Origin of the sequence: Micromonospora sp. WMMD1274, assembly GCF_049179035.1 — a bacterium.
GTDB classification, from domain to species: domain Bacteria; phylum Actinomycetota; class Actinomycetes; order Mycobacteriales; family Micromonosporaceae; genus Micromonospora; species Micromonospora tulbaghiae.
Genome location: NZ_JBMHMG010000001.1, coordinates 7,155,940 through 7,177,036, shown reverse-complemented (window position 1 = coordinate 7,177,036; position 21,097 = coordinate 7,155,940). Strand labels below are relative to the sequence as shown.

The window sequence follows — 21,097 nt, the reverse complement described above, 5'->3', positions numbered from 1 at the left end:
TTGGTACTTCGGCATTCGTCCCCCACATGAGGAGCACAGTTGGATCGCATCCCCGACGGCCGCCGCGACGGCCGAACCGTTTCCCTCGCCGAGAAGGCCCAGGCCCGCGACGTGTCCCTGCGCCGGATCGGCGGCCTGTTCACCGCCCACCGGGGCCCGCTCGCCACCGTCGTGGCGATCATCGTGGCGTCCTCGATCATCGCGATGGCCACACCGTTCCTGCTGCGTGCCGTGATCGACCGGGCCCTGCCCGAGCGTGACTTGACGCTGCTTGCCTGGCTGGTCGCGGGCATGGTCGTGGTGGCGGCGGTCACCGCCGTGCTCGGCGTCGCCCAGACCTGGATCTCCACCCGCGTCGGCCAGGAGGTCATGCACCGGCTGCGCGCCGACGTCTTCGCCCACCTCCAGCGGCAGTCGATCGGCTTCTTCGTGCGCACCCGCACCGGCGAGGTCCAGTCGCGCATCACCAACGACATCGGCGGCATGCAGGCGGTGGTCACCTCCACCGCCACCTCGATCGCCGCCAACCTCACCACAGTGGTCGCCACCACCATCGCCATGCTGGCGCTGAGCTGGCGCCTCACCCTCGTCTCGGCGGTCGTGCTGCCGCCCGCGCTCTGGCTCACCCGCCGGGTCGCCCGGCTGCGCCGGGAGATCACCGCCCAGCGCCAGCGCGAACTGGCCGACCTCACCGTGACCATCGAGGAAGGGCTGTCGGTCAGCGGCGTACGGCTGGCCAAGACGCTCGGCACCGGCCCGGCCCTGGTCGACCGGTTCACCGCCTCCTCGGGCCGCCTGGTCGACCTGGAGCTGCGCTCCGAGCTGGCCGGACGCTGGCGGATGGCCGCCATGAGCATCGTCTTCGCCGCCATCCCCGCGGTGATCTACCTGGGCGCCGGCCTGCCCGGCACCGCCGGCACGCTCACCATCGGCACGCTCGTCGCGTTCACCGCCCTGCAGGGCAACCTGTTCCGGCCGCTGATGGGCCTGCTCAACGTGGGCGTCACGCTCACCGCGTCGCTGGCGTTGTTCGCCCGCATCTTCGAATACCTCGACCTGCCCGTCGAGGTCGCCGAGCCGGCCCGCCCGGTCCCGCTGGACCCGGCCACCGCCCGCGGCCACCTACGTATCGAGGACGTCACCTTCAGCTATCCGGGCAGCGACACCGCCGCCCTCGCGGGCGTCAGCCTGGACGTCCCGGCCGGCACCAGCCTCGCCCTGGTGGGGGAGACCGGCTCCGGCAAGAGCACGCTCGCCGCGCTGATCAGCCGGCTGCACGACCCGGACGCCGGCCGCATCACCATCGACGGGATCGACCTGCGCGACCTGCGCCCGGCCGACCTGGCCGCCGTCGTGGGCGTGGTCAGCCAGGAGACGTACCTGCTGCACGGCACCGTGCGGGACAACCTCCGGTACGCGCGCCCGGACGCCACCGATGCCGACATCGAGGCCGCCGCCCGCGCCGCCCGCATCCACGACCTCGTCGCCGCGCTGCCCGACGGGTACGACACCATGGTCGGCTCGCGCGGCCACCGGTTCTCCGGCGGCGAGCAGCAGCGCCTGGCGATCGCCCGGACCCTGCTGCGCGACCCGCGGATCCTGGTGCTGGACGAGGCGACGAGCGCGCTGGACACCGAGACCGAGCGCGCGGTCCAGCGGGCGCTGGACGAGCTGGCCCGGGGCCGCACCGTGGTGACAATCGCGCACCGGCTCTCCACCGTCCGCGACGCCGACCGCATCGCGGTGCTCGACCACGGCCGGATCGTCGAGTCCGGCACCCACGACGCGTTGCTGGACCGGCGCGGCCGGTACGCCGCCCTGGTCGGCTGACCGTAGGAAAGTTTTGGCCGGGCATTCATCCGTGTAGCTATTTACCCGACGTCCGCGCGGCCCATAGCATCGACCCGGATCACTCGATGCGAGGAGGGGAACGATGTCGCTGACGACCACCGTCGCCCGGTGGCGCGTGCCGGCGCTGCTCACGACCGCTGTCGTCGCCGGGGCGATGCTCGGCGTGCAGCCCGCGCAGGCCGCCCGGCCGGGCTTCCGGATGCCGTTCCTGTGCGGCCAGACCTGGCAGGGCAGCAACTGGAACGGGCACAGCCCCGCCCACGCCATCGACTGGAACCACTACGACGCCAACGGCAGCCCCGACGACCTCAACCGCCGGACCGTCGCCAGCGCCGCCGGGACCGTCCTGGAGTCGTACTACTCCACCACCTCCGGCTACGGGAACACCATCGTCATCGGGCACGGCGACGGCTGGCGCACCCGGTACGCCCACCTGAACTCGCGCGCGGTGGCCAAGGGCGACACCGTGAAGCGCGGCGACGTCATCGGCCGGGTCGGCGCGACGTCGGCGAAGTACGACCTCAGCCCGCACCTGCACTACGAGCAGATCCACGACGGCAGCGTGGTGGTGGCGGTCGTCCAGGGCGTCACCTGGTCCGACGGGCTGAAGCGCAACCAGACCAGCACCAACGGCTGCTGACCCGGGACACCCGCCGGCCGGGATGAAAACCCGATCTGCAAGACGTGATTTACGAGCACCAATGGGTAGAGTGGCGCGGTGCGCAGCGGAGTTCAGGGTCAGGCCCCGGTGCTGAACGTCGGTGACGCCGCCACGGCCGGCCGGTTCTACGCGCTGTTCGGCTACACCCGGCAGCCCGGCGAGGACGGCCGGTCGTGTCTGCGCTGCGGCGACCTGACCCTGCTGATCGTCGAGGGCGCCCCGGCCCCGGCCACGCTGTACCTCCACGTCGACGACGTCGCCGCGACCACCGAACGCCTCGTCGCGGCGGGCCACCGGGTCGAGAACGCTCCCGGCGGCGAGTGCCGCACCGTCGACCCCGACGGCAACACGATCCTGTTCGCCCACCCACCGGGCGTACCCGCCCCGCAGGTCGAGCCGGACGGACGGCCCGCCCCGGTGCGCCGGGCCGCCCAGGTCGCCGCCCGCCGCGACGGCGCCCCCGGCCACTGCCGGATCGGCGGACCACGAGGCGAGCCCTGCACCGAGCCGGCCGAGGTCAAGCTCGCCGACCCGTGGGGCGACACGGTGTGGGGCTGCCTGACCCACGCCGACGAGGCGCTCGTCAACGCGCGCGGCGCGTTCCTGGCCACCGAGGACAACACCGGGATCGCCGCGTACCTGGCCGCCCGGCAGGCCCGCCCCGAGACGGCCGCCGTTCCGGGCTGACGCCGCCGGGCTCAGACCTGGGGCGGCTCCGGCTCGCCGGCGCGGGGCCGCTGCCCCGGGGCCGAGCGCGGTGCGGGCGGGGGGAGCAGCGGCTCCAGCGGGGTGAACGACTCCACCGGTCCGTCCGGCCGCGATCCACGCCGCGCCCGTCCCGCCTCGCCCGCCGTCCTCGCCTGCTCCGGCGGGCGGTCGCGCCGGTCGCGTTCCTCCGCGTACTCGGCGCGGCGCCGGGCCAGGTCGCGTTCGCACTCCAGCGCGATGCGCTGCTCCCAGTACGGCTGGAGCAGCTTGCGCGCCCGCTCGTCCAGGTGCACTGTGACGTCCGGCTCGCAGGCGAACGTCACCTCGCCGCGCGCGTACGTCCAGGGCGACGGGTCGTCCTCGGCCAGCGCGGCGGTCAACGCGGCGTGCAGGTCGCGCGGGCGGTGCGGCGGCACCTCCACCGCGCACCGGACGGCCAGCCGGTGCAGGCGCTGCGCGGCCTGCTGCTGGAAGTAGTCCACGTACCAGCCGAACAGCTCCGGCCGGGCGGTCTCCGACGACCAGGTGTAGGTGGCGCGGACCAGGAACACGTACACCTGGCCCTGCGCCGGCACCGCGAGCGGCTCCGGTACGCGCCGGTCGACTGTCGTCACCGGCGTCACCGGTTCCTCGGTCCACCAGAGCTGCCGCAGCGTCGGCTGCGCACCGTCCCAGAAGCGCCGGGTCCGCACGCGCGCCGCCTCGCCGAGCGCCCGCGTCCGTACGCTCCAGCGCCGCCGCCAGCCGTCGACCGGCGCGCCGGGCGCGGGCCGGCGGTCACCCGGCCTCGGATCCTCCGGCACCGCGGTCATCGCACCCCCTCCATGCCGGATCGCAGCACCGCGTCCCGCGGCGTCACCGGGACGCGCGGGCCGTCGGGCGAGGGGTGGCCGGACCGCCGTGCGGTCCGCAATCCACGCTAACAACCCCGGCCGGTGTACGCGCGCAGCCGCGCGTCGGGTGTTGACCGATCGGACGAGCCGCCCTGTAGTCCTATCCGTGGGACTCGAAGCGGGTTCGGTCCCGTTCACGGGACCGACCATCCAGACTCGATCGCCGCACCTTGATCCGTGTCCGTGCCGCTTCATAGCGTGAGCTTCCGTGATCCCTCGGGGGAGGACCAGAACGCATGGGCGTAGACGCTCGTCAGGCCGCCGGCCAGACCGTGCAGTTCCTGCGGTCCCTCGCCGAGCGGCAGTACGACCGGGTCTGGACCCCGGACTTCCTGCACCTGACCCCGGACGTGCAGGGCTTCACCGTGTTCCACCGCGGCGGCCTGGTGCTGGTCTACGGCGCGGTGTCACCGGAAGACCCGGCCCGCTGGGTCTTCCGGATGGCCTGCGTGGCCGGCGCCGACGTGCCCGACATCTCCGGGGCGATGGCCTGGGCGAACATCCGTAACCGGCTGGCGGAGGCCGGGCGCTACTACTGCGTGGTCAAGTCCGACCAGAGCGCCTGCCACGTGGTGTTCGCGCTCGACGTCCGCAGTCCGCTGCTCGACGACGTGACCGCGCCCGATGCGCAGGCGGTGCGGGAACTGCTGCACTTCTCGCTCGCGGTGTGCGTGCACAACGCGGTGGCGGACTTCCGCGACCTGGCGTCGTATCTGCCGGCGCGGCCGTTGGCGCCGACCGAGATAGACGCCTGGACCCTGTTCGCCGGCACCCAGGACTGACCGGACGGTGTCGGCTCGCCGGCTCGCCATACTGTCGTCGATGACTGCGGACGTGCGTACCGAAGACGGTTGTCGCCTGTGGGCCGACCGGGTCGGTGCCGGCGCGCCGCTGGTGCTCTGCCACGGCGGCCCGGGCATCTGGGACTACCTCGGCCCGGTCGCCCGGCTGCTCGACGGGCACGCCCGTGTCGTTCGGTGGGACCAGCGTGGCTGCGGGCGTTCCCAGCGGCGCGGTCCGTACACGATCGGCCGCTTCGTCGCCGACCTCGACGCGGTACGCGAACACCTGGCCGGACCGCGAACGGCAGTGCTGGGCCACTCGTGGGGCGCGCACCTGGCGCTGCGGTACGCGATCGAGTACCCGGAGCGGGTCAGTCACCTGATCTACGTGTCCGGCACCGGCATCGACTCCGAACGCGGCTGGCATCCGCACTACGAGCGGAATCTCAGGCGGCGGCTCGGGCCTCATCTGAACCGGTGGGAGGCGCTGGGTGCACGCACCCGCACTCCTGCCGAGGAACGCGAACGGGCGATCCTGCAGTGGTCGGCCGACTTCGCCGATCCTGACGCCGCGATGACGCACGCCGAGGGCATGGCCACGCCGTGGCTGGGCGTCAACCACGACTGCAACCGGGTGATCAACGCCGAGGTGAAGCAGGAGCTCAGGGAATCCGACATCGCCGTGCGGTGCCGGGCACTCGACCTCCCCGTGCTGATCATCGACGGCCCCGAGGACATCCGCCCCCGCTGGGGCGTCGACTCGCTGGAGCAGGCGCTGCCGAACTGCGAGCGGGTCAGCCTCCCCGGATCCGGTCACCTGCCGTGGGTCGAGAATCCGCACGACTTCCGTCGGGTGGTGGCCACCTTCCTCGATGCGACGGCGTGAGCCCACGTCCGAGGCTGAGAGGGAAGCCATCGGTAGCGGTCTGTCGAGGAGATCGGTACTTACGGCTGCCGCGGTCCCGGCGGCGGGACGGCTAGAGTCGTCGCGTGATCGACCGGAAACTGCTCCTGTCCGACCTGCAGAAGCAGGCCGAGAGGCGGGAGAAGGACCCGCGGGAGCGGGCCGGTCCGGTCGATGAGATGCGCTGCCACCATCCGCTGCCGAAGGGCGAGTGTGCGCATTCCTGGTCGCTGGCCGCCGCGTTCGTGGCGACGCGTCACCACTGCCTGCCCGATCCGGAAGAGACGGTCTTCGACCGTTCGGCGGCGTACCCGGTGGAACTGAGCCGGGAGATCGACGATCTGGCGCGGCGGCTCGCCAGGGTGACCCCGGCGGCGGTTGCCGCCTCCGGGGTGCCGACCCGCAAGCGGCTGGATGCCGCCGGCTACGAGTGGCACTGCGTTCGTGGCGTGATGATCGGACTGCAGGAGGAGCTGGACTGGCAGGTCTACTCGCTCTACGGGCTGCTGGACGACGACCTGACCGCGCCGGAGAGCGTCCGGCCTCCGATGCAAACGCCGGGGGAGCGGGCGTTCGAGATCGTGCTCGCGCGCAAGATGCGTGACGAGGGCCTGGAGACGCAGTGGTTCGAGCGCCACCGGTCGAAGCCGATCACCGAGCTGCCGGCGTACTGGAGGCCTGAGTACCGGGCGATCGTGGAACGGCGGATCGCGGTCATCGAGGGCAACCGCACCGTCGGGCTGATCGAGCGGCCGGAGTACAAGCGGCGGTGGGCCACCGAGGGCTGGGACGCGATGCAGCGCAAGGCGCTGCGGGACTGGCTGCTCGACCGGTGCGGGGCACGGGATCTGTCGTGTCACCACGTCGACGGCCCCGAACAGCCGCGTGCGCTGACCACCGCCCAGCTCGCCGACGAGCTGCGCCGCGACGCCGACGTGCTCGCCGTCGCGGGCATCCACGCCCCCGGCCAGGATCTCGGCCAGGTGATCGCCGACCTGATCGCCGACGAGCACCCAACTCCTCACCGAGACCACTGACCGTCTGCACCTCAAGCTGCGAACAGGGTGCACAACATCGCTCTCCACCCTCCCCACCTGTCAGGAGCCGAGAATGGGTAACGAGATCCAGCTGGTCAGCGACGGCGACGGGCTGGCGGTCATCGGAGATCCGACGGCTGTCGAGCGCTTCCTCGTCTCCGAGGGCCTGCCGTCCAGAGACCTCGGGCTGCCTCGGCTCGGATCTGTCCTCAAGGTCGGGGCGACAGCGGCACAGGCTGGTTCCGAGATCGCCGCCCACTCGGGTCGTTGGGTGCAGCTGACAAAGGAATCGGCCCAACTCGTGCACAAACACGGTTTGATGCCGACCAAGACCCCGGGTGTCAGCCACGCGATGGTGGGAGATCCAGGCTCGATCCAGAAATGGCTCCAGATCGACAAGGTGTCAATGGCCGGCAATCCGGCGCTGCTGGCCGGTGCTGCGGGACTCATGGCGCAGCTTGCGATGCAGCAGAGCATGAAGGAGATCACCGACTATCTCGCCACGATCGACGAGAAGGTCGACGATGTGCTCCGCGCCCAGAAGGACGCGGTGCTGGCCCGGATGATCGGCGTGGGCTTCGTCATCGAGGAGTCCATGACCATCCGCGAGCAGCGGGGCCGGGTCGACGAGGTCACGTGGTCGAAGGTGCAGGGCGCGCCGGCGACGATCGCGGAAACCCAGGCGTACGCGTTGCGTCAACTCGACGCGCTCGCGGAGAAGTTGGAGCGTAAAGCCGCTATCGGTGATCTCGCCAAGGCGGCCAGGGAAGCGGAGTCCAAGGCACAGGAGTGGCTCGTCGTCCTGGCCCGCTGCTTCCAACTGCAGGACGCGATCGCCGTGCTCGAACTCGACCGGGTGCTCGATGCGTCGCCGGACGAGTTGGACGGGCATCGCGTCGGGCTGAGGAACGCCCGGCAGAACCGGCTCGAACTCATCTCCCGGTGCACCGAGCGTCTGCTGGCTCGCATGGAAGCGGCTGCGGGCAGAGCGAACGCCAAGGTGCTGCTGAACCCGATGGACTCACCGGCGGTGGTGAAGTCGAGCAACCACGTCTCGGCTGCCATCGTCGACTTCCACGGGCGGCTCGGGATCGAGGGTGATGGGCAGCCCTCGGAGGCGAGACGATGGACGGACGCTGCCAAGGAGGCGAGAGACAAGGCGCTCGAGACCGGCGCAGACGGCGTGGACGCGGCCCGGCGCCTCGGCAACGACACCTTCGACCGGGCCAAATGGGCGACCGGCAAGCTCTCCGGCCGGGTCGGCGGGTGGGCACTGCGCCGACGCGGGGACGACGACGAACACCAGGAGAAGAGAACGTGACCTGAGAGCTGTTGACGCTGTGGAGATCTTGGTACGAAAGGGCCCTCATAGGGGCCGTTTCGTACCAAGATCCATTCGTATCTCGTCTGGTGAGATATGAGTCTCGGATCTGCTCGACCGGAGGCGCCGTGGGTGCCGCCGAGAAATCGACGCAGCAACATTTATGGATGTTCGGATGGTGTCGGACGGTTGATCGTCCTGGTCGGATGGCGGAACGGACATCGCCGTTCGACGATGACAGGAGGGACCGTGCGCACACCATCCCGTGCGTTGACGGGGACCACCGCGCTGCTGCTGGCAGCCGGTCTGGTCCTGACCGCCGCTGGCGGCGGCCAGGCGGCACCCCGGGAACAGACCCGTACCCAGGCGCCACCCGACCACCTGCCGGGCGACCGGCACGACACCAAGGCCACTGACAACCGCAAGGGCCGCGTCGCCGCCAGCGAGCGGCAGCGGGACCGGGCCGCCGCGCTCGGCGCGCGCGTGCGCTGGACCGACTTCGGTACGCCGGCCACCCTCACCTCGACCGGCAAGCCGCTCGCCACCGGCCTGCCCGCCGACCCGGCCGCCGCCGCGCGCGCGTACGTGGCAGCCAACCGGGACGTGCTGGGCCTGACCGCCGAGGGCGCCGCCGCGCTGGAACTGCTCACCGTGGCGCCGATGGGGCAGGGCGCGACCGTCCTGTTCCGGCAGCGCTTCGGCGATCTGCCGGCCGCCGTCGACGGCATGCTGTCGATCGGCGTACGCGACGGAGCGGTGTGGCACGTCAGCTCCTCGCTGGCCCGTGACGCCGGTACGCCGGCCCCCGCGACGATCAGCGCCGAGCAGGCCCGCAAGGCGGCCATCGCCGACGCCGGCCGTGCCGACGCGCAGGTCGTGCGTACCTCGTTGGTCGCGGTCCCCACCGCGGACCGTGGGCCGCGCGCGGCGTGGGAGGTGGTCCTCGGCGCGGACACCACAGGCGCGGACCCGGCCGCCTACTCCACCTACGTGGACGCCCGCGACGGCGCGGTGCTCGTTCGCGAGGACCTGATCGACCACGACGCCGACCACCCCTCGTGGGAGGTCTTCCCGAACTCGCCGCGTGTCGACGGGTCCTCGGCCGACACCCGCAAGCGGTGGTGCGCCGTGCCGGCGCGCGGCTGCGCCGAGGTGGTGGGCGTACCCGGGCAGCCGGCGTGGGACGTGGACCCGGCCACCGGCCGGTCCACCACCACGACCAAGGGCAACAACGCGATCGCGGTGCAGAACTGGAACAGCAACGACCCGTTCAGCGTCGGCACCGAGACCGCGACGCCCCGCCCGGACCGCAGGTACGACTACCCGTGGACGAACCAGTGGCAGGAGCAGCGCTGCAACCCGGAGGTGTTCACCTCGCCGCAGGCGAACGACATCGACGCGGCGCGGGCGAACCTGTTCGCCATGCACAACCGGATGCACGACTGGACGTATCACCTCGGGTTCACCGAGGAGACCTGGAACATGCAGCAGGACAACCTCGGCCGTGGTGGTCTCGGTAACGACCCCGAGCAGGGCAACGCGCAGGCCGGCGGCATCAGCGGCGGTCCGCCCGCGTTCGCGGCGCGTAACAACGCCAACCAGATCACCCCGCCGGACGGCGTCGCGCCGACCACCAACATGTACCTGTGGCAGCCGATGGCGGGCTCGTTCTACGCGCCCTGCGTGGACGGCGACTTCGACATGTCGGTGATCGCCCACGAGTACGGCCACGCGGTCACCAACCGCATGATCGCCGGCCCGAGCGCCGGGGTCAGCTCGCCGCAGGGCATGAGCGAGAGCTGGTCGGACCAGCTCGCCATGGAGTACCTGTTCGAGCACGGGTACGCCGCACCCGGCCGGCGCGGCTTCACCATCGGCGAGTACACCACCGGGGACCCGAACGCGGGCATCCGCAACTACAACATGAGCGACAGCCCGCTGAACTACAGCTCGGTCGACTACGACTTCGTCGGCCTCCAGGTGCACGCCTCCGGTGAGCTGTGGAGCGCCACCAACGCCGACATCCGCGCGGCCATGATGCGCCGCTGGGGCAGCGGCACCCCGGCCGTGCAGAAGGCGTGCGCCACCGGCGCCCGCGACGTGACCGCCTGCCCGGGTAACCGGCGCTGGATCCAGCTGGTCTTCGACTCGTTCCTGCTCATGTCGGTCAGCCAGGTCAGCATGGTCGACGCCCGGGACGCGATGCTCGCCGCCGACCGGATCCGCTTCGGCGGGGCCAACCAGGACCTGCTCTGGAACGCGTTCGCCGGGCGCGGTCTCGGCGAGACCGCGGCCAGCGTCGGCCACACCGACGCCGACCCCACGCCGGGCTTCACCTCGCCGTACGCGCGGGAGGGCTCGCTGCGTCTTCTGCCGGTCGGCGAGCGCGGGCCGGTCGCCGGCGCGCAGCTGTTCGTCGGGCGCTACCAGGCGCGGGCGGTGCCGGTGGCGGACACCGACGCGGCGACCCCGCTGACCGACCGGGTGGATCTCGTCCCCGGCACGTACGAGTTCGTGGTGCGGGCGCCCGGCTACGGCCACACCCGCATCGGCCCGGTGAAGGTCAAGGCGGGCCAGAACCGGACGCTGCCGGTGACGTTGCGGCCCAACCTGGCCTCGGCCACCGCGGGCGCGGCGGTCAGCGGCGACGGGATCAACCTGCCGCAGATCGCCGACGACGACGAGGCCACCAACTGGGCCTCGCTCGGTGCGCCGGTCGCCGGCCGGCAGGTCACAGTCGACCTGGCCGGTGACGTCCAGCAGGTACGCCGGGTGCAGGTGAGTGCCATGCTGCGCCCGCCGGTCACCGGTGACGCGGATGCCGGCACCCAGAGCCGGTACTCCGCGGTGCGGCAGTTCCGGGTTCTGGCGTGCACCGCGACGGGGCCGGTGACCTGCGCCGACGCGGCGGACTTCCGGCCGGTCTACACCAGCCGGCCGGACGCGTTCCCGGCTGTGGCGCCGCGTCCCCGGGCGCCCGAGCTGATCATGCGGTCGTTCGACATCCCGCGCACCAAGGCCACGCACCTGCGGGTCGAGGTGCTGACCAACCAGTGCACCGGCGCGCCGGACTACGCCGGTGAGCAGGACGACGACCCGCGGGCGGCGACCGACTGCGCCACCGCCAGCCCGCAGGCGCAGAACGTGCGGATCGCGGAGTTCCAGGCGTTCACGCACTGATCCACGCGGCGGGTGCGGACGGGCGGCTCGGGTCGCCCGTCCGCACCCGCCATCGTGTGTTCACGCGGGGTTCGGGGCGCCGTCGCCGGATCGGGGCTGTACGGCGGGCAGGATCCTCGACAGACTGAGCGGCGACCAGGAAACGATGCTGGTCGATGTCCTGCCGGCTCGCTCAAGGAGGATCCCTTGACCCCGTTCCGCGCCGCCGTCACCCGCGTACGCCGCGCCCTCGCCGCGTCCGCCCTGGTCACCGCCGTGGCCGCCGCCGCGCTCGTCGCCCCGTCCACGCTCTCCACCCGGCTCGCCGAGCCCGCCGCGGCCGCCGTCTACGGCTCCTGCACGCAGTCCCGCTGCGCCGACGCGCGCACCGCCCGTTCCGGCTGGTCCGCCAAGAGCTTCCCGACGAGCCGCGGCTGGTACTCGTGGAGCGGCGGGCAGTGCAACTTCGCCGGCGGCCGGTTCTACAACTACGAGGGCCAGTTGCCCTCCGGTGCCACCTACTACGAGTACGACGTCTACCCGCGCGCCTGCAACGCCTCCCGGGACGCGTACCGGATCGTGGTCAACAAGAGCACCGGCGTGACCTGGTTCTCGCCCGACCACTACGCCAACTTCTACCGGCTCTGAGCCGCCTCGGCGCCGGCCGGGCCACCCCGGCCGGCGCCGTCGGGAAAGGACGGATCCATGGGTGCGGCGTCCCCGCAGGCACCAGCCTGGCTCGTGTACGACGGCGCGCCGCCCGAGCCGGACGGCGGCGCCACCGTACCGGGGTCGGACGGTGGCCCGCAGTCGGGCGGCGGGGCGCTGCCGGGTGGCGGGGCGCTGCCGGGCGGCGGGGCGCTGCCGGGTGGCGGGGCGCTGCCGGGCGGCGTGCTGATGTCCGGCACGCGGGCGCGTACCCGGGCCGGGCTGCACGAGGCGCTGGCCGAGGCGTTGGCGCTGCCCGGCTGGTACGGCCGCAACTGGGACGCCCTCGCGGACGCGCTCGCCGACCGCCTCGACGCCGGCCCGCTGACGGTGGTCGTGGCCGACGCGGCGGACCTGCTCGCCGACGAGCCGTCCGCCCAGCTCGGCACGCTGCTGGACGTGCTCGGCGCGGTCGCCGCCGGTGGTCACGAGACGCTGCGGGTGGTGCTGCGCGACCACCCGGACCGGCTGTCCGCCCTGCGCGACCGGGTAGCCGCGGTGCTCGGCCGACGGGTCGGCACCCCACCCTCCGCCGGCTGACCCCGCCACCCGCCCTCTCAGCCACCCACCCCGGACCACCCGCCCTCGCCGCGCGCCCACCCGCCCCGCCCTCGCCTGGCCGCCGCGCCGGGGCCCGTCGCCGGCGTGCCGCCCGGCCCCCACACCAGGCGGTGATCAAGGAGTTTGCGTCCGGATCAGGCTCCCGCAGAGCCACAAACTCCTTGATCAACGCCGCGGCAGCGGTTCGGGGCGGGCCGGGCAGGGTCGGGGAGGGGGGGTGATCATGAAGTTGGCGGGGGTGGAGAGCGCTCTCCGGGCGGTTAACTTCATGATCGACGGGGTGGGGCGGAGGTCAGGCGGGGTGGTCGAGGATGGCGCTGAAGCGCTCCTCGGCCAGGTCGAGCTGGGCGAGGATGTGCTGCTTGACCGGTGGGGACAGTGGTGTGTCCGGGCGGGCCACCAGGTCGCGGAAGACCGGCACCAGCGGGCGGTACTTGGTGGCGGCGCGGGTCACCTTCGGCCCGACCGTGTGGATCACGCCCACACCGTTGTCGGTGAAGTCGGACACCTTGATCACCCGCGCCCACGGCTCCCGTTCGAGGCTCGCCGCCACGTGCTCCCGGTACTGCTCGTCGCGGTCCCGGCCCGGGTCGTACGCCGGATTGGTGACCGCCGCGACCAGCCGGGCGACCCGCGCGCCGAACCGGTCGGACAGCGCGGCGAGCGCCGCCGGGGTCGCCTCCGCCCCTGTGTCGGGATCGAGCCCGGCCAGCTCGGCGGGGTGGTCCTCGACCGCGTCGTGCAGCAGACCCGCGACGATCGCGTCCACGTCCCGCACCTGGTAGTGGTGCATCAGCCGGATCGCCACGCGTAGCAGGTGGTTGAGGTAGGGCTCGCGTACCCGCCGGTCGTCGCGGTGCAGGTCGGCGGCCAGGTCGAGCGCCTCGGTCAGCCGGTCGCGGGCGGCCTCGTCGAACGCCTCGATCTCCAGCCGGAACCGGGCCAGCAGGCCGGGCTCACCGTGGATCTCGGTGATCGCGTGCATCGGCATGGTGGCGAGGTAGGCGGGGAACTCCATGCGTCCCTTATAGCTGATCTTCGCTAGATCCGGCGCCCGCCGGGCCGCTCGCGTCGCCGGTGAGGCGCTTGACCAGGCGTACGCAGGTGCCCTCCGGCGTGCCGACGATGGTGGCCTCGTCCATCACCCGCGCCATGATCAGCCGTCCCCGGCCGCGGTCGCCGGTGTCGTCGCCGTCCGCCGCGCGCCAGCCGCCCCGGTCGCGTACCTCGATCTCCAGCCGGTCGCCGAGCAGCTCGGCCCGCAGCGTGGTGATGCCCTCCCGGGCGAAGCGGTAGCCGTGCTCGATGGCGTTGGCGCACGCCTCGCCGGTGGCGATGAGAACGGTGTCGACGTCCCACTCGCTCACGCCCTGGGCGTGCAGCCAGCCGCGCAGCCGTTCCCGTGTGGTGGCGAGCAGGGCCGGGTCGGCCGGCAGGTCGATGGTGAGAACCGGGCCGACGTCGCCGGATGCCCCACCCGTCACGTCCGGCCCTCCGTCCCGTGCCCGTCCCCGGACCTGGGCGCCCACTAGCGCTGTCACCGCCTGATTCTCACCCTGTTGTCCCCGGTGGCCGCCGGTTCATTCCCCCGGCGGCGGTGTCCGTCAAACGTGATCATTGCGCATCGGGGGCGGCGTGTCAGCCGGCGGGCCGGTGACGACGCCGGGCCGGCGTCCCCGGGGGACGCCGGCCCGGTCGCCGGGTGGGCTCCGGCGGAGGTCAGAGCGGCAGCCGGCCGGCGCCGGCCCAGGCGTCCACGACGAACGGGACCAGCGGGGCCGGCAGCGGCCGGGCGGCGCGGAGCGTGGGCGTCCACCCGGCGTCGCCGCCGAGGTCGGGGTCGTGGGCGGCGTTGTACGCGGCGCGCAGGTCCACCGGCCGGGGCAGGCGGTCACCCTGCCGGACCCAGCTGCCCCGCTCGGTGAGCGCGGTGCCGCCCCAGTCGTACAGCAGGTCGGCCGGGGTGGTGTCGCCGGTGAGCGTGAAGAAGTTGTTCTCCGCGTACAGCGCGGACTGCACGCCGACGCCGAGGGCGTACGCGAAGCCGGGACCGCCGAGCCGGTAGTGGTTCTCGTGCACGTCGACCTGGCCGAACCGCACCCGGGGCAGCCGTTGCAGCGTGCCGTCGAACAGGTTGTGCCGGACGGTGACGTTGAGCCGGCCCACGTCCGGGCCGACCGTGTTCGACGAGCCGATGAGCATCACCTTGTCCCGGCCGGTGAACCGGTTCCAGGAGGCGGTGACCAGGCTGGCGGTGTGCGTGACGTCCAGCGAGCCGTCGTGCACCTGCCAGGGCCGGCCGAAGTAGACGGGCTGCGCGCTGTCCGGGTTGTCGCCGTCGGTGAACGTGTTGTGGTCGATCCAGACGTGCTCGCTGCGCCGGACCGAGATCTGGTCGTACTGGGAGTTCCAGTTGCCGGTGTCGCCGTCGGTCGGGGACCAGGCCGGGAAGCAGTCCCGGGCGTCGGCGAACTCGATGTTGCGCACGATCACGTTGTCCACCCTGTCGATCATCAGCGTCAGGCCGGTGAGCCGGGCGCCGCGCAGCCCGACGATCGTGGTGTTCGAGCCGACGTTGATCTGGGTCTGCCGGGTCTGGGCGGCCACCGACCGCACGCGCGCGGCCTCCAGCGGCCCGCTCGGGTTCGTCCGGCCCCAGGTCGCCGGGTCGTACGCGGCCAGGTAGGCGGGCAGCGAGTACTCCGGGTCGGCCAGGTCCGCGCAGTCCAGCGGGGTGCCGTCCGGGCCCTCGAAACCGTCGACGGTTCCGGCCACGTACACGATCTTGGGGCTGGCGTCGGCGGCGTTCGTGGCGTTGTCGCCGCCGAGCGCGGCGACCAGCTCGGCCCGGGTACGCACGACGCGTACCCGGTCCGGCGCGGCGGCCGACCCGCCTGTGGTGCCGGTGCCCGCGGCGGCCCAGCCGTCGTTCGCCGGGAGGGTCTGGCGGCCGAGCAGTTCGGCGGCCCGGGACGGACCGCCGGGTGCGGCCGGCGCGGGCGCGGCGGTGGTGAGGACGAGCGCGGCGGTCAGCGCCGCGACGACTGCGGTTCGGGTACGCATGACTCGTTCCGTTCTCTCGGGGACATTCACTGCGCGGGCAGGTCCACCACGTGCGGCGGGAGCGCCCACGGCACGCCCGCCTCCGACGGCAGCGCGCCGGTCTCCGCGGCGGTCCGCAGCACCGCGCCGACGCCCCGCACCATCCGCACCCGCTGCGGGCCGTCGCCCGCCTCGCGCACCAGGTCCCCGTCGAGCAGCGCCGGAACGGGTGCGTCCCGCAGCGCGTCCAGCACCGCGGTGAACGGCTCGGTACGCGCCAGCGGCGCGATCAGCGGCGTGCCGTCCGCGCGGTGGTCGAGCAGGTTCGCCAGCAGCCCTCGGCGGCCGGGCACCGGGCGGAGCGCGTTGTCGCCGGGTAGGCGTAGCCGGTCGGTCGGGTACTCCAGCACTGCCCGCCCTCGCTCGCCGGTGACCAGCACCTCCCCGGCGACGTGTTCCTCGGCGGCGAGGGTGAGCGCGGCCAGCACCGGTGGTCCGGCGTGCGGGGTCAGCCGCAGCACCGCGGTGTCGTCCACCTCGATCGGGCGGACCCGGTAGCGCTCGACCTCGATCCGGGCCGGGCGTACCGGCGCGCCGGTAACGGATTCGGCGACGGCGAGGCACTGCATCAGCGCGTGCGCGAGCGGGTTCGCCAGCGCGCCGTCCAGCGCCGGGCGGCCGTCGACCGACCGCCGCCCGGCCCAGGGGGAGCGGGCGTAGTAGGCGTCCGGGCGCTGCCAGGCGGCGAGTGTGGCGATGCCGGTGACCGGGGCGAGCCGCCCGAGCGCGCCGGTCAGTTCGGTGAGCGCGGCCGAGCCGAGCGCCTGGAAGTTGACCTGCACGGCGCGGCCGGCGACGTCCGCGGCGGCGGCGAGCGTCAGGTGCTCGGCGAGGTCGAGCACCGGCGGCTTCTCCAGCAGCAGGTCCGCCCCGGCGGCGAGTACGTCTATCGCGATCGGCAGGTGGGTGTGCGGCGGCGTGCAGACCACCACCACGTCCGGCCGGGACTCGGCGAGCATGGTCCGGTGGTCGGTGAAGACGCCGGTCTCCGGCGGGACGGGCGCGTCCGGCTCGGCCTCCAACGGCCGCACGTCGACCAGCGCGACCAGGCGCGCCCGCCCGGCGGCGTGCAGTTCCGCGATGGTCCGGCGGTGCCAGCGGCCGTGCCCGTTCGCCCCGATCAGCGCCACCCGCGGCGGGTCGTTGCCGCGCACCGGCGACCCCCGGCGGGTCGCTGCCCACCCGCTGGTCACCGGGCGTCCGCCAGGGTCGCCCGGACGCCGTGCCGTTCCAGCGCGGTGAGCCAGCCGGTCACGTCGGCGCGGAACTCGTCGTCGTCGGCCAGGTCGGCCGGGAACACCTCGCGCACCGCGAAGACCGCGTCGACCACCCCGGCCGGGGTGTGCGCTCCGGCGGCGAGCGCGGCGCGCAGCCGGTCGGCGAGCGGGTCGTCCAGCGGCAGCGGCCGGCCGTCGTCGGCGTACCCGAGCAGGAACCGCAGCCACGCGGCCACCACGAGCGCGCTCCACCGCGCCGACCGGCCGGCGGCCCGCAGGTCGGCGACGGTGTGCAGCACCCGCTGCGGCAGCTTCTGCGAGCCGTCCATCGCGACCTGCGTCGTCCGGTACCGGATCGCCGGGTTGGCGAAACGGGCGAGTACCTGCTCGCCGTAGTCGGCCACGTCCGCGCCGGGCGGCGGGGTGAAGCTCGGCGCGATCTCCTCGGCGAGCAGCCGCCGCAGCACCGCGTCCAGGTGCGGCAGCGTCAGCGCCTCGGCCACCGTCTCCGCGCCGGCCAGCGCCCCCAGGTACGCGGTGGCGGAGTGCACGCCGTTGAGTGCCCGCAGTTTCAGCCGCTCCCACGGGCCGGCGTCGTCGGTGAGTACCGCGCCGGAGCGTTCCCAGGCCGGTCGCCCGCCGGGGAAGTCGTCCTCGATCACCCACTGCGACCACGGTTCGGCGGCGACCGCCGCCAGGTCGGTCACGCCGAGCGCCCGCCGGGCGGCGTCCCGGGTCTCGTCGGTGCTGGCCGGCACGATCCGGTCCACCATGGTGCCGGGGCAGGTGACGGCCGTGAGCACCCGCTCGGCTGTGGCGTCCGGCACCCGGGCCAGCGCGAGGCACTGCTCCACCAGTCCGCGCAGTCGCCGCCCGTTGGCGGGCAGGTTGTCGCAGCTCACCAGCGCCAGCGGCCCGGCGTCGGCGGCGGCGCGGGCGAGCAGCCCGCGGACCAGCAGGCCCGGCACGGTACGCGGGGGACGGCCGGTGGTCAGGTCGGCGGTCAGGTCCGCGTCCACAGTGAGCGCGGCGGTCACCGGGTCCAGCCGGTACGCCTTCTCGGTCACCGTCAGCGTGACCACCCGGATCGCCGGGTCGGCGAGCAGGCCGACCACCGCGTCCGGGTCGCTCGCGGCGTGCCGTACCCCGGTCAGCGCGCCGATCGCCCGGGTGGACGCGCCCTCGGCGGCGAGCGTGGTGACGCTGAACAGGCAGTCCTGCGCGGCGAGGGCGTCGACCACGCCGGTGCTGCGCGGCGCGACGCCGACGATGCCCCAGTCGCCGCCGGCCGCGCCGACCGCCGCCTCGGTGTGCACGGCCTGGTGGGCGCGGTGGAACGCGCCGAGGCCGAGGTGGACGATGCCGGCCGGTACGGTGCCGGGGCGCAGCAGTGGCCGGGACTCCTGCGGCAGGCGGCGCAGCGTGGCCAGGCCGAGCCGGTCGGTGGTCAGCGCCATGCCGGGCCGTCCGGGAAGCGGAACCGCGCGATCGACTCCGGGTGCATGGTGGCGCTGTAACCGGGCGCGGTGGGCAACAGGTAGCGCCCGCCCCGGGTGCGTACCGGGTCGGTGAAGTGCTCGTGCAGGTGGTCGACGTACTCGACCATGCGTCCGTCCAGGCTGGTGCCGACGCGCAGGTGGTCGAAGATCGCGAGGTGCTGCACGTACTCGCACAGGCCCACGCCACCGGCGTGCGGGCACACCGGCACGCCGAACTTGGCCGCCAGCAGCAGTTCGGCGAGCACCTCGTCCACGCCGCCGACGCGGCAGGCGTCGATCTGCATCACGCCGATCGCCTCGGCCTGGAGCAGTTGCTTGAAGATGACCTTGTTGGCGGCGACCTCGCCGGTGGCGACCCGGCAGCGGCCGCCGGTCAGCTCGTCCACCGCGCGGGCGATCCGGGCGTGCCCGAGCACGTCGTCGGCGTGCGTGGGCTCCTCGATCCAGTACGGGTCGACCTCGGCGAGCACGCCCATCGCGGCGATCGCCTCGTCCACGTCCCACACCTGGTTGGCGTCCATCATCAGCAGCGCGTCCGGCCCGATCTCGGCCCGGATGATCCGGGCCCGCCGCAGGTCGTCCTCGATTCGCCCGCCGACCTTCATCTTCATCGCGCGCCACCCCTGCGCGTACGCCTCGCGGGTCAGCGCGCGCACCTGCTCGTCCGGGTAGCCGAGCCAGCCGACCGACGTGGTGTACGAGGGGAACCCGTCGCGCTCCAGCGCGGCGAGCCGGTCGGCCAGGCCGTCGCGTCCCTTGTCGAGGATGGCCGCCGCCTCGTCGGGGGTGAGCGCGTCGGTGATGTGGTGGAAGTCGATCGTCGCGACCAGTTCGTCGGTGGGGGCCTCGGCGAGGAACCGCCACATCGGCTTGCCGGCGAGCTTGGCGCGCAGGTCCCAGACCGCGTTGACGAGCGCGCCGGTGGCCATGTGGATGACGCCCTTCTCCGGGCCGAGCCAGCGCAGCTGCACGTCGGCGGTGAGCGAGCGCCAGAACGCCACCGGTTCGGCGGCGATCTCGGCGATCGTGCGTCCCCGCACGTGGTGGGCGAGCGCGCGTACCGCCGCGCAGGTGATCTCGTTGCCCCGGCCGTTGGTGAACGTGAACCCGGCGCCGGTGGGCCCGCCGTCGGTGGTCAGCTCCACGTACGTGGCCGAGTAGTCGCCCCTGTTGATGGCGTCCGAGCCGTCGCCGCTGGCGGCGGTGGGGAAGCGCACGTCGTGCACCTCGACGTCGACGATTGTGGTCATGCGGGTCCGCCTCCGAACTTGAAGACCTGCTTCGGCAGCCGGTACGCCAGGTCGACGATCGTCTCGGCGGCCTCGTCCTCGCCGAGGCGGTGCTCGGCGACGAGGCGGGCCAGAAAGCCGGCGTCGACCCGGCGGGCCACGTCGTGGCGTACCGGGATGGAACAGAACGCGCGGGTGTCGTCGACGAACCCGGCGGTGTTGTAGAAGCCGGCCGTCTCGGTGACCGCCTCCCGGAACCGGCGCAGCACCTCGGGGGAGTCCAGGAACCACCAGGGCGCGCCGAGGCGCAGCGCCGCGTACCCGCCGGCGAGCGGGGCGAGTTCCCGGGTGAACGTGTCCTCGTCGAGCGTGTAGAGCACCACAGTGAGGCGGGGGTCGTTGCCGTGCGCGTCGAGCAGCGGGGCGAGGCCGTGCACGTACTCGGTGGCCTGCGGCACGTCGCCGCCCACGTCGCGGCCGTGCCGGGCGTGCAGCCACCGGTTGTGGTTGCGGACCGCGCCGGGGTGCAGCTGCATGACCAGGCCGTCGTCGAGCGACATCCGGGCGAACTCCAGCAGCATGTGTGCCCGGAACGCCTCCGCGTCGGCGGCGTCGGCCAGGCCGCGCCGGCCCTTGTCGTACAGCGCGGCGGCCTGCGCCGGGCCGAGATCGAGGGTACGGGCGGTGGGGTGCCCGTGGTCGGTGGAGGTGGCCCCGGCGGCGGCGAACGCCTCCCGCCGTGCCCGCAGCGCGGCCAGGTAACCGGCGTACGTGCCGGTGTCCTCGCCGGAGACCTCGGCGAGCCGGTCCACGTTGGCCGACCAGTTGCCGAACTCCATGTCCACGACGTCGTCGGGGCGGAACGTGGTGACCACCCGGCCGCCGGGTCCGCCCCAGCCGTCGGCGGCGAGCTTGGCGTGCCGGCCCAGGTCGTCCAGCGGGGACTCGGTGGTCGCGAGCACCTCGATGCCGAAGCGTTCGAACAGCGCCCGGGGCCGGAACCCCGGTTCGGCCAGGCGCGCGGCGAGCGCGTCGTAGACGGCGTCGGCGGTGGCCGGGCTCAGCGGCGTGTCGACGCCGAACACGTGCCGGAACGTCTGCTCCAGCCACAGTCGCGACGGGGTGCCGCGGAACAGGTGCCAGTGCGCGGCGAAGCGCCGCCAGATGGTCCGCCCGTCGGTTTCCACCGGGCTGCCGTCGATGCTGGGCACGCCCAGGTCGGCCGGGGGTACGCCCTGGCTGAGCAACATCCGGGTCAGGTAGTGGTCGGGCACGATCAGCAGCCGGGCCGGGTCGGGGAACGGCTGGTCCTCGGCCAGCAGCCCGGGGTCGACGTGCCCGTGCGGCGAGATGATCGGCTGCTCGGCGGCGAGCGCGTACAGCTCGCGGGCCAGGGCGCGCAGCCCGGGCTCGGCGGGCAGCAGCAGGTCGCCGCGGGGGATGATCGGCACAGCGGGGGCTCCTC

General features: G+C 73.4%; 18 protein-coding genes. 10 read left to right on the top strand and 8 right to left on the bottom strand.

Features of this window, described 5'->3' with window-relative positions; all coding sequences use genetic code 11:
* Positions 1–48: 48 nt before the first annotated feature.
* The 3 genes from ACN27D_RS33920 to ACN27D_RS33910 all read left to right on the top strand — a co-directional run bounded on the left by ACN27D_RS33920 (position 49) and on the right by ACN27D_RS33910 (position 3,199).
* On the top strand, positions 49–1,830 hold the full coding sequence (locus ACN27D_RS33920) for an ABC transporter ATP-binding protein (protein WP_421501229.1): 1,782 nt from the start codon (positions 49–51) through the stop codon (positions 1,828–1,830).
* Positions 1,831–1,933: 103 nt separating this feature from the next.
* Complete coding sequence (locus tag ACN27D_RS33915) at positions 1,934–2,491, top strand: M23 family metallopeptidase (RefSeq protein ID WP_421500979.1); 558 nt, start codon at positions 1,934–1,936, stop codon at positions 2,489–2,491.
* 78 nt (positions 2,492–2,569) lie between these two features.
* On the top strand, positions 2,570–3,199 hold the full coding sequence (locus tag ACN27D_RS33910; RefSeq protein WP_421500978.1) for a VOC family protein: 630 nt from the start codon (positions 2,570–2,572) through the stop codon (positions 3,197–3,199).
* Positions 3,200–3,210: 11 nt separating this feature from the next.
* On the opposite strand, the gene ACN27D_RS33905 is transcribed toward ACN27D_RS33910, so the two are convergent.
* On the bottom strand, positions 3,211–4,032 hold the full coding sequence (locus tag ACN27D_RS33905) for a hypothetical protein (protein WP_421500977.1): 822 nt from the start codon (positions 4,030–4,032) through the stop codon (positions 3,211–3,213).
* Positions 4,033–4,349: 317 nt separating this feature from the next.
* Between ACN27D_RS33905 and ACN27D_RS33900 the strand changes: the two genes are divergently transcribed.
* The 7 genes from ACN27D_RS33900 to ACN27D_RS33870 all read left to right on the top strand — a co-directional run bounded on the left by ACN27D_RS33900 (position 4,350) and on the right by ACN27D_RS33870 (position 12,564).
* A complete protein-coding gene (locus tag ACN27D_RS33900) occupies positions 4,350–4,895 on the top strand; it encodes a hypothetical protein (protein WP_421500976.1) in 546 nt (181 codons plus the stop codon).
* A 40-nt stretch (positions 4,896–4,935) separates the two neighbouring features.
* Entirely contained in the window at positions 4,936–5,781 is an 846-nt protein-coding gene (locus ACN27D_RS33895) for an alpha/beta fold hydrolase (protein WP_421500975.1), read from the top strand.
* Positions 5,782–5,885: 104 nt separating this feature from the next.
* Positions 5,886–6,836 (top strand): DUF7008 domain-containing protein, encoded by a 951-nt coding sequence (locus ACN27D_RS33890; RefSeq protein ID WP_421500974.1) that lies wholly within the window; start codon positions 5,886–5,888, stop codon positions 6,834–6,836.
* 73 nt (positions 6,837–6,909) lie between these two features.
* Positions 6,910–8,157, top strand: a complete 1,248-nt coding sequence (locus ACN27D_RS33885) for a hypothetical protein (RefSeq protein ID WP_421500973.1) — start codon at positions 6,910–6,912, stop codon at positions 8,155–8,157.
* 270 nt (positions 8,158–8,427) lie between these two features.
* Complete coding sequence (locus tag ACN27D_RS33880; protein ID WP_421500972.1) at positions 8,428–11,337, top strand: M36 family metallopeptidase; 2,910 nt, start codon at positions 8,428–8,430, stop codon at positions 11,335–11,337.
* A 186-nt stretch (positions 11,338–11,523) separates the two neighbouring features.
* A complete protein-coding gene (locus tag ACN27D_RS33875; protein ID WP_357894679.1) occupies positions 11,524–11,964 on the top strand; it encodes a ribonuclease domain-containing protein in 441 nt (146 codons plus the stop codon).
* Positions 11,965–12,021: 57 nt separating this feature from the next.
* Complete coding sequence (locus tag ACN27D_RS33870; RefSeq protein WP_421500971.1) at positions 12,022–12,564, top strand: barstar family protein; 543 nt, start codon at positions 12,022–12,024, stop codon at positions 12,562–12,564.
* Between the two features lie 313 nt (positions 12,565–12,877).
* Here ACN27D_RS33870 and ACN27D_RS33865 read toward each other — a convergent pair whose 3' ends face one another.
* The 7 genes from ACN27D_RS33865 to uxaC all read right to left on the bottom strand — a co-directional run bounded on the left by ACN27D_RS33865 (position 12,878) and on the right by uxaC (position 21,083).
* The gene (locus tag ACN27D_RS33865) at positions 12,878–13,603 is read right to left on the bottom strand and encodes an HD domain-containing protein (RefSeq protein ID WP_421500970.1); all 726 of its coding nucleotides are present in this window, start codon (positions 13,601–13,603) and stop codon (positions 12,878–12,880) included.
* Between the two features lie 7 nt (positions 13,604–13,610).
* Entirely contained in the window at positions 13,611–14,069 is a 459-nt protein-coding gene (locus ACN27D_RS33860; RefSeq protein ID WP_121686086.1) for an ATP-binding protein, read from the bottom strand.
* 235 nt (positions 14,070–14,304) lie between these two features.
* Positions 14,305–15,648, bottom strand: coding sequence for a pectate lyase family protein (locus ACN27D_RS33855; protein WP_421500969.1), 1,344 nt, complete (start codon positions 15,646–15,648; stop codon positions 14,305–14,307).
* A 26-nt stretch (positions 15,649–15,674) separates the two neighbouring features.
* Entirely contained in the window at positions 15,675–16,880 is a 1,206-nt protein-coding gene (locus ACN27D_RS33850) for a Gfo/Idh/MocA family protein (RefSeq protein ID WP_421500968.1), read from the bottom strand.
* Complete coding sequence (locus ACN27D_RS33845; protein WP_421500967.1) at positions 16,877–18,361, bottom strand: mannitol dehydrogenase family protein; 1,485 nt, start codon at positions 18,359–18,361, stop codon at positions 16,877–16,879. Before ACN27D_RS33845 ends, ACN27D_RS33850 begins: the two co-directional genes overlap by 4 nt.
* Positions 18,352–19,653, bottom strand: a complete 1,302-nt coding sequence (locus tag ACN27D_RS33840; RefSeq protein ID WP_421500966.1) for an enolase C-terminal domain-like protein — start codon at positions 19,651–19,653, stop codon at positions 18,352–18,354. The genes ACN27D_RS33845 and ACN27D_RS33840 overlap by 10 nt, the downstream gene beginning before the upstream one ends.
* Positions 19,650–21,083: a glucuronate isomerase gene (gene uxaC / locus ACN27D_RS33835; protein WP_421500965.1), complete on the bottom strand. Its 1,434-nt coding sequence runs from the start codon at positions 21,081–21,083 to the stop codon at positions 19,650–19,652. The genes ACN27D_RS33840 and uxaC overlap by 4 nt, the downstream gene beginning before the upstream one ends.
* Positions 21,084–21,097: the final 14 nt, after the last annotated feature.

What these genes read in the sequence shown, in the direction of transcription:
- ACN27D_RS33915 (WP_421500979.1), top strand. Translation starts at nt 1,934, where the DNA reads ATGTCGCTGACGACCACCGTCGCCCGGTGGCGCGTGCCGGCGCTGCTC.
- ACN27D_RS33905 (WP_421500977.1), bottom strand. Translation starts at nt 4,032, where the DNA reads ATGACCGCGGTGCCGGAGGATCCGAGGCCGGGTGACCGCCGGCCCGCG.
- ACN27D_RS33900 (WP_421500976.1), top strand. Translation starts at nt 4,350, where the DNA reads ATGGGCGTAGACGCTCGTCAGGCCGCCGGCCAGACCGTGCAGTTCCTG.
- ACN27D_RS33895 (WP_421500975.1), top strand. Translation starts at nt 4,936, where the DNA reads ATGACTGCGGACGTGCGTACCGAAGACGGTTGTCGCCTGTGGGCCGAC.
- ACN27D_RS33885 (WP_421500973.1), top strand. Translation starts at nt 6,910, where the DNA reads ATGGGTAACGAGATCCAGCTGGTCAGCGACGGCGACGGGCTGGCGGTC.
- ACN27D_RS33870 (WP_421500971.1), top strand. Translation starts at nt 12,022, where the DNA reads ATGGGTGCGGCGTCCCCGCAGGCACCAGCCTGGCTCGTGTACGACGGC.
- ACN27D_RS33865 (WP_421500970.1), bottom strand. Translation starts at nt 13,603, where the DNA reads ATGGAGTTCCCCGCCTACCTCGCCACCATGCCGATGCACGCGATCACC.
- ACN27D_RS33855 (WP_421500969.1), bottom strand. Translation starts at nt 15,648, where the DNA reads ATGCGTACCCGAACCGCAGTCGTCGCGGCGCTGACCGCCGCGCTCGTC.
- ACN27D_RS33845 (WP_421500967.1), bottom strand. Translation starts at nt 18,361, where the DNA reads ATGGCGCTGACCACCGACCGGCTCGGCCTGGCCACGCTGCGCCGCCTG.
- ACN27D_RS33840 (WP_421500966.1), bottom strand. Translation starts at nt 19,653, where the DNA reads ATGACCACAATCGTCGACGTCGAGGTGCACGACGTGCGCTTCCCCACC.